This is a genomic window from Vibrio sp. 16, assembly GCF_963681195.1.
In the GTDB taxonomy this organism is placed as follows: Bacteria; Pseudomonadota; Gammaproteobacteria; order Enterobacterales; family Vibrionaceae; genus Vibrio; species Vibrio sinaloensis_D.
Genome location: NZ_OY808997.1, coordinates 102,518 through 115,542, shown reverse-complemented (window position 1 = coordinate 115,542; position 13,025 = coordinate 102,518). Strand labels below are relative to the sequence as shown.

Below are 13,025 nucleotides of genomic sequence, written 5' to 3'. Positions count from 1 at the left end.
TCTTATCGGCTCTAGTAGTGTGATCCGTTGTCGTAATAACCTTGCGCATTCAACGCCGTAAAGATAACCGCAACATCGACATCTTCACCGATAATCCCACGAACTTGAGAAGTAATGATCTTAGCCACAGCATCTTGCGTCTCTTGGCCGCGGTCAAACCAAAGCACTTCGACAAATGGGTATGCAGCGCTAACTTCCCCCTCATGGAAAAAGGTACTGTAGATATACTCAAAGGTAAAATCCTCTCTTGGGCAATCCATATGAGGCTGCAACCCGTCAATGAGAGATTGAGAAAGAGTTTGAACCGTTTGTGGTTCGACTGCACGAAAACGTAAATGTGGCATGACTTGCTTCCTATTTATTATTTTCAACCATCATAACAAGTTATGACTTAAAGTTTGTAGCCAATAAGAAAAGTGTGCGGCATCTAGAGAAGTTTATTTTTGCGTTTCACCGCGGAATTAAACTCAGCGAAATGAGCTCGCCATCACTCACCAACTTGGCTTTCCATAATCGGCTTTGCCAAGTTAAAACTCTTGGCTGCGCAGCCGGAAAAGCATTAATGAACTCAATGAGCGCTTTATCGGCCTCTTCAGCCCCTTTAACGGTTAACTGCTGGATCACATCAAACTGCTTCCCAGCAATATCAACGTGGATCAAGGAAAACCCATCACTACGCAGATTCAATTGAAGATCTGAGAATCGATGGTTCGAATACTCACTGAACAACTCCAGCACCCACTGCTCATGAATGCGTTCAGCTTGCCCATAGTAGTCATGGCGATAATAAGTTAACGCGTCCTGACACCAGACTTGCTCCTCACATTGCACCCAAGACGATTGCACATCAGAGACAAACTCTTGGATAGGCGTTGTGAGCAGCAAAGTCGTCGCCGATGCGTGACATGACAATAAACCAAGCCATAAGACGAGTATGCGCATTCTCTGCCCTCCAAAAACAACAAAGCCGCTGACAAGCAGCGGCTTTACACTCTTATTCGAGATGATTATGGCATCTCGTCGAACTCTGCACCCTCTTTTTCTACTTGAGGTGGCATTAGGTGTTCTTTGGTAATACCCAGTTTCAATGCTAGCGCTGATGCTACGTAGATTGATGAGTAAGTACCAACCGTAATACCCAGTAGAAGTGCGGTTGCGAAGCCATGAATCATAGCCCCACCCTGCGTAAACAGTGCAATAACTACAAACAAGGTCGTACCAGAAGTAATCAGGGTACGGCTCAATGTTTGAGTGATTGAGCTGTTCATGATGTCTGCTGGTTCGCCTTTACGCATCTTACGGAAGTTCTCACGGATACGGTCGAAGACAACGATGGTATCGTTGAGCGAGTAACCGACCACCGTCAATAATGCCGCTACGATGGTCAGATCCACTTCGATTTGCATCAAAGAGAAGATACCAAGCGTAATGATAACGTCGTGAGCAAGCGCCAATACCGCACCCGCTGCCAAACGCCATTCGAATCGCACCGATACGTAGATCAAGATACAGATAAGCGAAACAAGGATCGCAAGACCACCCGCTTCAGTTAGTTCGTCACCCACGTTAGGGCCTACGAACTCGATTCGACGCATTTCTACGCTTTCACCGGTACCATCTTTGATAGCGTTTAGGATCTGGTTGCCCAGCGTTTCACCCGCAACATCATCACGTGGACGAAGACGTACCATCACGTCACGAGCACTACCAAAGTTCTGTACCGTTGCATCGCCAAAGCCTTTTGCTTCAAGCGCGCTACGAATGTCTTCAAGGTTTGCTGGCTGCTCGAAACCCACTTCGATTAGCGTACCGCCTGTAAAATCTAGACCCCAGTTCAACCACTTGGTTGAGAGAGTAAAGATAGACGCACCAATCATGAGGATTGAGAACACGAATGCCAGCTTCGACCAACGCATAAAGTCGATCGTATTTTCTGCTTTTAGAATCTGAAACATACTAATTCCTAGCCTTAGATCGACAGTTTGTTGATTCGCTTACCACCGTATGCAAGGTTCACGATACAACGTGTACCCACAATGGCTGTAAACATAGACGTTAAGATACCGATAGATAGCGTGACCGCGAAACCTTTGATCGCGCCCGTACCCACTGCAAACAGGATGATCGCTGTGATTAGGGTCGTGATGTTCGCATCGGCAATGGTACTGAATGCGTTCGCATAGCCTTGGTGAATCGCTTGCTGAGGGCTGCGGCCATCACGAAGCTCTTCACGAATACGCTCAAAGATCAGTACGTTCGCATCGACGGCCATACCAACGGTAAGAACGATACCCGCAATACCCGGTAGGGTCATGGTTGCACCAGGGATCATCGACATCACACCAATGATCAACACTAGGTTCGCCATTAGCGCGACGTTAGCAATCAAGCCAAACTTGCGGTAGTAAACCAAGGTAAACAGCATTACCGCAACCATACCCCAAATCATCGCTTGGATACCCATATCGATGTTTTGCTGACCCATAGATGGACCAATGGTACGCTCTTCAACAATCGAGATCGGTGCAATCAGAGCACCTGCACGAAGTAGAAGTGCTAGGTTGTGGGCTTCTGCCGCAGAATCAATACCAGTGATACGGAAGTTACGACCTAGCGCAGATTGAATCGTTGCTTGGTTGATCACTTCTTCGTGCTTGTTCAGAATCACACGGCCTTCAGGAGTTCGGCGACCGCTGTCTTTGTATTCAGCGAAAACCGTTGCCATTAGCTTACCGATGTTCTGGCGTGAGAACGCAGCCATCTTGTTACCACCTTCGCTGTCTAGCGAGATGTTAACTTGAGGGCGACCATATTCATCAACACTTGAACTTGCGTCAGTAATGCTTTGACCGCCTAGAATGACACGCTTCTTAAGCACAACTGGGCGACCATCACGGTCTTGCTTGATTTCGCTGCCAGCTGGCGCGCGGCCATTAACAGCTGCAGCAAGATCCGCTTGAGAGTCCACTTCGCGGAACTCAAGCGTTGCGGTTGCACCAAGAATTTCTTTCGCACGTGCGGTGTCTTGAACACCAGGTAACTCAACTACAATTCGGCTTGCACCTTGACGCTGCACAAGAGGCTCAGCAACACCCAGTTCGTTTACACGGTTACGCAGAATCGTAATGTTCTGTTCTACCGCATAGTTGCGAATTTCAGTTAGACGTTGCTCAGTAAAGGTTGCGGTCAATGCAAAGCGGCCATTCGAATCTGAATCAACAAAGATCATATCCGGATGATTTTTCTTTAGTAGTGCTTCGGCCTCAGCAAGTTGCTCGGCGTTGCGAAGTAAAACTTCTACGCCGTCTTTCCCTGCAGGGCGAATGGCACGGTAACGAAGTTTCGCTTCACGTAGCTCACTGCGGAACGCTTCTTCCTGTTGACCAACCAATTTCTCCATTGCAGCGTCCATGTCGACTTCCATCAGGAAGTGAACACCACCACGTAGGTCAAGACCAAGCTTCATTGGATTTGCACCAATAGACTCAAGCCAGTCAGGGGTTGCAGGAGCAAGGTTCAGAGCAACAATCTTGTCTTTGCCAAGCGCTTCATTGATCACGTCACGAGCACTAATTTGCGTATCAGTGTCGTTAAAACGTACGAGAATAGATCCATTTTCTAAAGCAATGGATTTATGAGATAAGCCCTGTTTATCAAGAGCTTGTGTGACAGAATCCAGCGTTGACATATCAACAGAGGCGCCACGCGCCCCTGTAACTTGAATAGCCGGATCTTCACCGTAAATATTTGGAAGTGCGTACAAGGCCGCAACGGCGATGGTTAACACCACCATCAGATACTTCCATAATGGATAGCGGTTTAGCACAGCGGAGATCCTTTAGCTGTTTATAGAGACTTAAGCGTACCTTTTGGTAGCACTGCAGTAACGAAATCTTTCTTGATAACAACTTCGTTATTTGTGTTTAGCTCGATTGAGATGTAGTCGTTGTCTTCTGCGATTTTAGTGATTTTACCCACTAGGCCACCGCTTGTTAGCACTTCATCACCTTTACCCATCGAGCTCATTAGGCTCTTGTGCTCTTTTACACGCTTAGCTTGTGGACGGTAGATCATGAAGTAGAAGATCACCGCGAACATACCTAACATGATTAGCATTTCGAAACCGCCGCCTGCTGGTGCGCCTTCTGCTGCTGCGTGAGCTTGAGAAATAAACATTAAAACATCCTCTAGTATTTTTTATTAATGTCCAAGTTGGGCTTTCGCAATTTAGTTTCAAGTCTGAGAGTGACTAATATAGATCGCTCTCTCAAAAATAGCTTGCGTTTGCCTACTTTATTAGCAAAAGCCTCTGGCAAAATGCCAAAGGCTTTGAATCTTTATATCGTGTCAATTACTGCTCTTTCGATAGTGGCGGTACTTCACGGCCACGACGCTCATAGAACTCTTTCACGAACTCATCGAAACGATCTTCGTCAATCGCCGTACGGATACTTTCCATTAGGCGTTGGTAGTAACGAAGGTTGTGGATCGTATTTAGACGAGCACCCAAGATTTCGTTACAACGCTCTAAGTGGTGCAAGTACGACTTCGAGTAGTTTTGACAAGTGTAACAGTCACAGTGCGGATCCAGAGGGCTTGTATCCGTTTTGTGTTTCGCATTACGGATCTTGATCACACCACCAGTCACAAATAGGTGACCGTTACGTGCGTTACGCGTTGGCATTACACAGTCAAACATGTCGATACCACGGCGAACACCTTCAACCAAGTCTTCAGGTTTGCCCACACCCATTAGGTAGCGAGGCTTGTCTTCTGGTAGCTGAGGACATGTGTGCTCTAAGATGCGGTGCATGTCTTCTTTAGGTTCACCAACTGCAAGACCGCCGACAGCGTAACCATCAAAACCGATTTCAGTTAGGCCTTTTACAGACACATCACGCAGGTCTTCGTAAACACCACCTTGAACAATACCAAATAGGTTGTTCGGGTTTTCTAGCTTATCGAAGTGATCACGAGAACGCTGTGCCCAACGCAGTGACATTTCCATCGATTTCTTCGCTTCATCGTGCGTCGCTGGATATGGCGTACACTCGTCGAAGATCATTACGATATCCGAACCTAGGTCTTTCTGGATTTCCATCGACTTTTCAGCGTCCATGAAGATCTTGTCACCGTTTACAGGGTTGCGGAAATGTACGCCTTCTTCAGTGATAGTGCGCATTTTACCTAGGCTGAATACTTGGAAACCGCCTGAATCCGTAAGAATAGGACCGTGCCAGTTCATGAAATCGTGCAGGTCGCCGTGCATTTTCATGATTTCTTGACCAGGACGTAGCCATAGGTGGAATGTGTTACCAAGCAGGATTTCAGCGCCTGTGCCTTTTACTTCTTCAGGAGTCATACCTTTAACGGTACCGTAAGTACCTACTGGCATAAATGCCGGCGTTTGAACTGTGCCACGTTCGAAGGTCAGTTGACCACGACGTGCAACACCGTCTTTTTTCTTAAGATCGAATTTTAACTTCACGAAGCCTCCGGTTGTCAGAGAAACAGTCTGACGATATTTTCGGGATTATCCCATTGTAGGAGCGGTCGCCTTCCGTGCGAGATACCAACCAGCCTTCTGGTCAGCCTCCTAGCATACTGCTAGCACTCGTAAATCATAAATGGTGAAAAAGCTAACTAGCACAAGGCTAGTCAGTTTTTTTCTTGATGAACATCGAGTCACCATAAGAGAAGAAACGGTACTTGTTCTCTACAGCGTGTTTGTATGCGTTCATCGTGTTTTCATAACCTGCGAATGCGCTGACCAACATGATCAGTGTCGATTCTGGCAGGTGGAAGTTAGTGATTAGACAATCCACTAACTGATATTCGTAACCTGGGAAGATGAAGATCTCAGTATCACCGAAGAAAGGAGCCAACTCAGTGCCCTTTTTGATCGCATCTTGCGCGGCACTTTCTAGAGAGCGTACAGACGTAGTCCCCACGGCAATAATACGGCCGCCACGAGCTTTAGTTGCGTTAATTGCATCCACCACTTCTTGTGGTACTTCAACGTACTCAGCATGCATGTGGTGTTCATTAATATTGTCGACTTTCACAGGTTGGAACGTACCTGCACCCACATGCAAGGTAACGTAGGCAAACTCAACGCCTTTTGCTTTGATCTTTTCAAGCAAAGGTTCATCAAAGTGAAGACCTGCCGTTGGCGCCGCAACCGCACCCGGTTTTTCATTGTAAACCGTTTGGTAGCGCTCTTTATCTGAATCTTCATCAGGGCGGTCAATATACGGAGGAAGTGGCATGTGGCCGATTTCTTCCAATACCGCCAATACATTTTGTTCTGCGTTAAACTTCAGCTCAAACAGCGCATCATGACGTGCCACCATTTCCGCTGAGTATTCATCGTTTTCACCAATGAAAATCGTCGTTCCCGGCTTTGGAGATTTAGAGCAGCGAACATGCGCGAGAATGCTTTTCTCATCAAGCACGCGTTCTACAAGCACTTCCAGCTTACCGCCCGACTCTTTTCGACCGAACATACGTGCAGGAATCACTCGCGTGTTGTTAAACACCACCAAGTCGCCTGGCTGGACTTGCTCTAAAACATCGGTAAATGTGCCATCAACCAGTTCGCCGGTATTGCCATCCATTTGCAATAAACGGCTCGCAGTGCGTTCTGGCTGTGGGTAACGAGCAATAAGCTCATCCGGTAAGTCAAAATGGAAATCAGATACTTGCATGTTACTAAATCTTTTGTCGTGGTTTTTCATGTGAGTCGAACTGATTCTGTCACAAACAGACGACGAGTTTTTCGCAGCCGACTAGTATATTCTGCGTGCTCGCAATATCAAGGAAAGAGATGTGAATTATTGTAATCATTTGCCCCATTTAACCCTTCATTTGCCTCCCGCTCTCGCCGAGTGAACTCACCATTGATTTACCGCAAAAAAGTTGCGGTTATCGGGACAAAAACGCGTTCAGCTCTCAAACTCAAGTGAAGAAAATCACTATATTTAAAGAGCAAAAAAGAATAAATCAGGAGGCAGCCATGATTAAGGTAGAAGATATGATGACGCGTAACCCGCATACGCTTCTTCGCTCCCACAATCTCGCCGATGCCAAAAACATGATGGAAGCGCTCGACATCCGTCATGTTCCTATCATCGATGCGGATAGAAAGTTATTGGGCGTCGTCTCACAGCGTGATGTACTCGCCGCACAAGAATCAAGCCTACAAAAACTTCCCGAAAGTCAGTCCTATACTCTCAATACTCCGCTTTATGAAGTGATGAAAACCAGCATTATGTCCGTCGCGCCACAAGCAGGGTTGAAAGAGAGCGCAATCTACATGCAGAAACACAAAGTGGGCTGTTTACCTGTGGTAGATAAAGGCCATTTGGTTGGCATTATTACCGACAGCGACTTTGTTTCAATCGCCATCAATTTACTTGAACTGCAAGAAGAAGCCGAACCAGAAGAAATGGAGTAGATGCGAACGTCTACATAACAATGGAAGCGCACGATATCGCTAGCGCTTCCATCACCCTCGACATCGTAATTTGCCATAACACCGACAAGCTATTGTCGCGGCTAGAGAATATTACTCTCACCGTCGGGTATATACCGATTTCCCTCTACAAAGCCACCAGCAACAAGGCATTTTTGCCTAAAGGTCACTCCATCAGATTATTTCTCTGAAAAAACGCCAATCTGTCATTATAATTTAGTTACAAAACTATAAATATAGATACATACCCACGTCAGTACACACCAATTGAAAAAGTCAGCTTAACAGGAACATTGGTATGAGCCTTAAAAAATTATTAACCCTTGGTTTTGGGGTAATCTTAGGCCTAATTTTGGTCATCTCCGTTGTCGCTTCATTTCGATTCTATCAATCCAGTGGTGGGTTCAATACCTACCGTGCGCTGGCATTAACCAGTGTCTCTACGGGGCGTATTCAAGCCAATATTCTTGAGGCGCGTTTAGCCGCCTTAAAGTACATTCAGAACCATAATCCAGAAAACATCGCTGCGCTAAATGAGCGCATCAACACCGCTATCTCTTTGATAGAAGAGGTTCTCGACTCCCATATTGATGATGGTCACAAGTCAGAGTTTGTCTCGATTGAAAATCAGTTAAAACAGTATAAGCAAGGCTTCAACCAAGTGATACAACTGGTCAATCAGCGTAATCAGTTGGTCAAAGAGCAATTGGATCCTGCTGGCTTAAATATGCGTGTGTCAGTCACTAATATTATGAACCAGGCTGCGACTGAGGATGATTTAGATGTGGCAGTCAGCGCGGGCACACTTCAGCAACATTTGTTGTTGTCGCGCCTTTATGCTTCTAAATTCCTTACCAGTAATGCACAAAATGATGCAGAGCGCGCCAACGAAGAGTTTGCCAAAGTGGCACAAATCGCTGAGCAAGTTGAATCTCAGTTGATGACGTCAGAGCAAATTTCCCATCTCAATGCATTTCAAGCGTCATTTAAGCAGTACCGTGAAACGTTCAATAACGTAGTAACGACGATCAATTCCCGCAACCAAGTTATCTCTGGCACGCTAGATGTCATGGGCGCCTCTGCGGCGGCAACCATTGAAGAGATAAAACTCGCGACAAAAGAAAACCAAGACAGCGTTGGTCCTGAGATGGTCGATCGCTTCTCAAATGCTCAGTGGACCATTTTTGTACTTTCTGCAATCGTGATCATTATTGCGCTGGGCATTGCCATTGCTATTTATCGTAGCGTGCTAAAAGTGGTCGGTGGCGAACCAAGTGATATTGAAAAAATTGTCGCAGACGTATCCAAGGGTGACTTATCTAACCATATCCAAACGACAGGCAACGAAACCGGGATCTACGCCAACATATTGCAAATGCGCACTGAGCTTCGCCGAATCATTGATGGCTTCCACCAGATCTCAGACAACGTTTCATCCGCTTCAGTTGAGCTAACCGCCGTCATGGGTGAAACGGAAAACAATGCTCGCCAAGAGCTGAGCCAAATGGAGCAAATCGCAACGGCGATCAATGAACTTTCAAGCACCGCAAGTGAAGTGAGCCAAAATGCCGCGAACGCTGAAAACGCAGCATCTGAAGCGTCTACCAATGTGCAAAATGGCGGTAACTCTCTCGATTCCTCTGACCAAATTGCAAGCAAAGTGGACAGCTCGATTGGCGAAACGTCGAAAATTGTTAACCAACTGCAAGAGTACTCTGTCGAGATTGGCACGGTCGTGGAAGTGATTAACTCTATTTCAGAGCAAACGAATTTGCTGGCGTTGAACGCAGCCATCGAGGCCGCTCGTGCTGGGGAGCAAGGACGTGGATTTGCTGTTGTTGCTGATGAAGTCCGCTCTCTTGCAGCGAAAACTCAGCAATCAACCGTCGATATTCAAGAAATCATCTCGCGCTTACAGGCTCAAGCAAAAGATGCCAATCAGTTTATGCAATCTAACTTAGCGCTCGCTGAAGAGTCACGTAAATACAGTGACGAACTCAGATCAGCATTTACCTCGATTACTGAGTCGGTTGGTTTGATTTCTGATATGAACACTCAGGTTGCGACTGCATCTGAAGAGCAGTCTGGCGTGACACAAGACATTTCACAAAACGTCTCTCTTACCTTCGATCTGGTCAACCAAAACGTCTCCGGTATTCAGCAAAGTAAGAGCGCCAGTGAAGAGCTTGCCTCTTTGGCGGTTAAACAAAAAGATCTGTTAAGCTTTTTCAAACTTTAAGGCATAAAAAAGAGCGGCCTGCGCCGCTCAAAGCATGTCAAAGTTTATGCCTAAACAGAATATCTGTACCTAAAATCGAGAGAGTTAACGCCTGACTATTAACTCTCTCGAGCGGTACGAATGGCTAAGGGATTAAAATTGGTCCTCTTCGGTAGAGCCAGTTAGTGCCGTCACTGAAGAGTTACCACCTTGAATGGTGTTAGTCATCTTATCGAAGTAACCGGTACCCACTTCTTGTTGGTGTGCAACGAATGTGTAGCCTTTCTCTGCCGCTTGGAACTCAGGACGTTGTACTTTCTCAACGTAGTGACGCATACCCTCACCTTTCGCATAGTCATGCGCAAGTTCGAACATGTTGAACCACATGTTGTGGATACCCGCCAACGTGATGAACTGGTACTTGTAACCCATGTCAGAAAGCTCTTGTTGGAACTTCGCAATGGTTTCTGCGTCTAGGTTCTTCTCCCAGTTGAACGATGGAGAACAGTTGTAAGCAAGCAGTTGGTCTGGGTATTCCGCGTGAATCGCTTCTGCGAACTTACGCGCTTCTTCTAGACAAGGCGTTGCCGTCTCACACCAAATTAAGTCAGCGTATGGTGCGTAAGCCAGACCGCGAGAGATTGCTTGGTCAATACCAGCACGTACACGGTAGAAACCTTCTTGAGTACGCTCACCAACGATGAAGTCTTTATCGTATGGATCACAGTCTGATGTTAGTAGGTCAGCGGCGTTAGCATCCGTACGAGCAATTACCAGCGTTGTCGTGCCTGCAACGTCTGCTGCTAGGCGCGCAGCAACCAATTTTTGCACCGCTTCTTGCGTCGGAACAAGAACTTTACCGCCCATGTGACCACATTTTTTCACTGAGGCAAGTTGGTCTTCGAAGTGAACACCCGCTGCGCCCGCATCAATCATCGACTTCATTAGCTCGTAAGCATTAAGTACACCACCAAAGCCTGCTTCCGCATCCGCAACGATAGGTAGGAAGTAATCAATACCGCCTTCATCCGCTGGAGACTTACCCGCTGACCATTGAATTTGGTCGGCGCGACGGAATGAGTTGTTGATACGCTTAACCACAGACGGTACTGAGTCTACTGGGTATAGCGATTGGTCAGGGTACATGGTTGACGCTGTGTTGTTATCAGCAGCAACTTGCCAACCTGAAAGGTAAATCGCTTCAATACCTGCTTTTGCCTGCTGCACTGCTTGTCCACCCGTCAGTGCGCCCAGACAGTTTACGTAGCCTTTCTTTGCATCACCGTTGACTAGTGACCACAATTTATCCGCACCACGCTGTGCAATCGTGTTAGCAGGAACCATTGAACCACGAAGTTCAACAACTTCTTCAGCAGTATATGGACGCTTTACCTGTTTCCAACGTGGGTTGGTAGCCCAGTCTTTTTCCAGAGCTTCAATTTGTTGGCGGCGAGTTAAGTTAGTCATCGGTCTATCCCTCTTTGATGAGCGCTTCTATTTGTATCAACACGAGCGCTGTTATTGCTTTTCATTGGCGGTACTTCCTGCTCCGCCGCAGACATTCACGTTATTGTTTCGTTGTTTGTTCTAGTCCAAGTAGTCATAACCTGGAATAGTAAGGAAATTGGTGAGTTCATCACTGGTGGTCAGCTTCGCCATTAAGTCAGCGGCTTCTTCAAAGCGCCCTGATTGATAACGTTCGTTGCCCACTTCTTGCTTCACAACTTCGATCTCTTCTGTCAGATATTGTTCAAATAGCGCTTTAGTCACGGTTTGTCCGTTGTCTAAAGATTTGCCATGTTGAATCCACTGCCAAATCGAAGCGCGAGAGATTTCAGCGGTCGCCGCGTCTTCCATCAGGCCATAAATAGGCACACAACCATTGCCTGAGATCCAAGCCTCGATGTATTGCAGCGCAACTCGAATGTTGTGACGCATCCCCTGCTCTGTGATGCCTCCATCACACGGGGCGAGCAGATCTTCTGCCGTCACAGGCGCATCTTGCTCACGAGAAACATTCAGTTGGTTGCTTCGCTGACCTAACGCTTGGTCAAACACAGCCAGTGCCGTATCGGCAAGTCCTGGATGCGCGACCCAAGTGCCGTCATGGCCGTTGCTCGCTTCGAGTGATTTGTCGTTGTAAACCTTATCAAGCACCTGTTGATTGGTTTGCGGGTCTTTCGCTGGGATAAAGGCGGCCATCCCTCCCATTGCGAAAGCACCTCGCTTGTGACAAGTACGAACAAGTAAACGCGAATAAGCATTTAGGAACGGCTTGTCCATTGTCACCACCTGACGATCCGGCAGCACGCGATCGGGGTGTTTTTTCAAGGTTTTAATGTAGCTAAAGATGTAATCCCAGCGGCCACAGTTAAGACCAACGATGTGCTCTTTGAGTGAGAACAAAATCTCATCCATCTCAAACACTGCGGGCAAGGTTTCAATTAATACAGTGGCTTTGATGGTGCCAGTATCCAAGCCGAAATAGTCTTCGGTGAAGTGGAATACCTGGCTCCACCACTGCGCTTCTTTGTGCGATTGCAGCTTCGGAATATAAAAGTAGGGTCCGCTGCCTTTTTTCAACAACGATTTGTGGTTGTTGTAAAAGTAAAGCGCAAAGTCAAACAGCGCCCCTGGAATGATCTGTCCGTTGAAAGTTACGTGTTTTTCTTTTAGATGTAAGCCACGCACGCGGCAGATCAAAACGGCTGGGTCGTCATCCAGCGCATAGTGCTTGCCATTGACCGGATTGGTGTAACTGATGGTGCCTTCAACCGCATCGCGCAAGTTGATTTGTCCATCGAGCACTTTATCCCAAGCGGGCGCCATCGAATCTTCAAAATCCGCCATGAATACTTTTACATTGGCATTCAATGCGTTGATAACCATTTTTCGGTCAGTTGGACCGGTAATCTCAACGCGGCGATCTTGTAGATCGTGTGGTATCCCTTGGATCTTCCAGCTCCCTTCACGAATATCTTGCGTATCCTCTAGGAAATCCGGCAACTCACCAGCATCGATGCGCGCTTGCTTCTCTTCTCGAGCAGCAAGCAACTCATCGACCTGGCTAGCGAATTTGTCACACAGCAGAGATAAAAAGGTTTGGGCTTCAACAGGGAAAATCGCTTGATGGTCTGGTGAAAGGGTACCAATCACATCAAGCATGCCTTCTTTACGTAGGGTTTCTTGGGCTTCTACTGTTGTTTTGTCTCTATCTGGTGTATTGGCAAGCATAATTCGTTCCTTCCAAAGCTCGTTTTATCCGGATTACATTTGTAACTATCAAACAACAAGACCACATCCTCACTCTTTGCTATTTGATTCCGGTTTTTC

11 protein-coding genes are annotated in these 13,025 nt (G+C 46.8%); 2 read left to right on the top strand and 9 right to left on the bottom strand.

Going from position 1 to position 13,025, the window contains the following annotated elements; genetic code table 11:
- Nucleotides 1-11 precede the first annotated feature (11 nt).
- The 7 genes from U9J37_RS00535 to queA form a co-directional block, all read right to left on the bottom strand.
- On the bottom strand, nucleotides 12-344 hold the full coding sequence (locus U9J37_RS00535; RefSeq protein ID WP_005471597.1) for a DUF1904 domain-containing protein: 333 nt from the start codon (nucleotides 342-344) through the stop codon (nucleotides 12-14).
- A 106-nt stretch (nucleotides 345-450) separates the two neighbouring features.
- Nucleotides 451-942, bottom strand: coding sequence for a hypothetical protein (locus tag U9J37_RS00530; protein ID WP_005471540.1), 492 nt, complete (start codon nucleotides 940-942; stop codon nucleotides 451-453).
- 65 nt (nucleotides 943-1,007) lie between these two features.
- A complete protein-coding gene (secF, locus tag U9J37_RS00525; RefSeq protein ID WP_005471464.1) occupies nucleotides 1,008-1,955 on the bottom strand; it encodes a protein translocase subunit SecF in 948 nt (315 codons plus the stop codon).
- 14 nt (nucleotides 1,956-1,969) lie between these two features.
- Nucleotides 1,970-3,826 (bottom strand): protein translocase subunit SecD, encoded by a 1,857-nt coding sequence (gene secD / locus U9J37_RS00520; protein ID WP_083794649.1) that lies wholly within the window; start codon nucleotides 3,824-3,826, stop codon nucleotides 1,970-1,972.
- A gap of 20 nt (nucleotides 3,827-3,846) precedes the next feature.
- Nucleotides 3,847-4,176, bottom strand: coding sequence for a preprotein translocase subunit YajC (gene yajC, locus U9J37_RS00515; RefSeq protein WP_004747918.1), 330 nt, complete (start codon nucleotides 4,174-4,176; stop codon nucleotides 3,847-3,849).
- 175 nt (nucleotides 4,177-4,351) lie between these two features.
- The gene (tgt, locus tag U9J37_RS00510; RefSeq protein ID WP_005471490.1) at nucleotides 4,352-5,488 is read right to left on the bottom strand and encodes a tRNA guanosine(34) transglycosylase Tgt; all 1,137 of its coding nucleotides are present in this window, start codon (nucleotides 5,486-5,488) and stop codon (nucleotides 4,352-4,354) included.
- Nucleotides 5,489-5,654: 166 nt separating this feature from the next.
- Nucleotides 5,655-6,707, bottom strand: a complete 1,053-nt coding sequence (gene queA, locus U9J37_RS00505) for a tRNA preQ1(34) S-adenosylmethionine ribosyltransferase-isomerase QueA (protein WP_038139897.1) — start codon at nucleotides 6,705-6,707, stop codon at nucleotides 5,655-5,657.
- A 308-nt stretch (nucleotides 6,708-7,015) separates the two neighbouring features.
- Between queA and U9J37_RS00500 the strand changes: the two genes are divergently transcribed.
- Nucleotides 7,016-7,456 (top strand): CBS domain-containing protein, encoded by a 441-nt coding sequence (locus tag U9J37_RS00500; RefSeq protein ID WP_005471529.1) that lies wholly within the window; start codon nucleotides 7,016-7,018, stop codon nucleotides 7,454-7,456.
- Between the two features lie 316 nt (nucleotides 7,457-7,772).
- On the top strand, nucleotides 7,773-9,713 hold the full coding sequence (locus tag U9J37_RS00495; protein WP_005471566.1) for a HAMP domain-containing methyl-accepting chemotaxis protein: 1,941 nt from the start codon (nucleotides 7,773-7,775) through the stop codon (nucleotides 9,711-9,713).
- Between the two features lie 132 nt (nucleotides 9,714-9,845).
- On the opposite strand, the gene aceA is transcribed toward U9J37_RS00495, so the two are convergent.
- Complete coding sequence (gene aceA / locus U9J37_RS00490; protein WP_005471528.1) at nucleotides 9,846-11,159, bottom strand: isocitrate lyase; 1,314 nt, start codon at nucleotides 11,157-11,159, stop codon at nucleotides 9,846-9,848.
- Nucleotides 11,160-11,279: 120 nt separating this feature from the next.
- The gene (gene aceB / locus U9J37_RS00485) at nucleotides 11,280-12,926 is read right to left on the bottom strand and encodes a malate synthase A (RefSeq protein WP_005471531.1); all 1,647 of its coding nucleotides are present in this window, start codon (nucleotides 12,924-12,926) and stop codon (nucleotides 11,280-11,282) included.
- Nucleotides 12,927-13,025: the final 99 nt, after the last annotated feature.